The sequence below is a fragment of the Polaromonas sp. P1_G2 genome, from assembly GCF_056405515.1.
In genome coordinates, this window is record NZ_JBFUBY010001543.1 from 1 (window position 1) to 386 (window position 386).

Below are 386 nucleotides of genomic sequence, written 5' to 3' on the forward strand. Positions count from 1 at the left end.
GTCTGGCATCATGGAAAAGCGGGTAATCGGGCCGGCAAGGGGCTGACGGCGGAGACCCTCGTGGATCATCTCGCCGTGTAAGGCGAGCCGTGTGAGTCTATCCAACCCATCTCCAATTGTCGGAATCTGCAGCTAAGAACGTCCGAACGCCCGCTTAAATAGCAGCACACCGAAGCGGATCGTCTTGTAATACCTGCATCTCGCGAGATAGAGGAGATCGCTCACCACGTTGGTTCGCTGTGCCGGGTCATGCAGGACCACACCACGATACGTGCCACCAGTTGCTTCTCCGAGATAGCCACGAATATCGGCCTTCCGGCTGTTGCAACTGAGCCATTCCTTAAACTCGTCGGCTGCTTCCTGCTCGTCGAAAGCGACAGTCGAAT

General features: G+C 56.5%; 1 protein-coding gene. It reads right to left on the bottom strand.

The window, feature by feature from the left end:
- Positions 1-132: 132 nt before the first annotated feature.
- Positions 133-386, bottom strand: a 254-nt coding sequence (locus AC1D0P_RS31470; RefSeq protein WP_477680311.1) for a hypothetical protein, incomplete at its 5' end; no start/stop codon positions are given.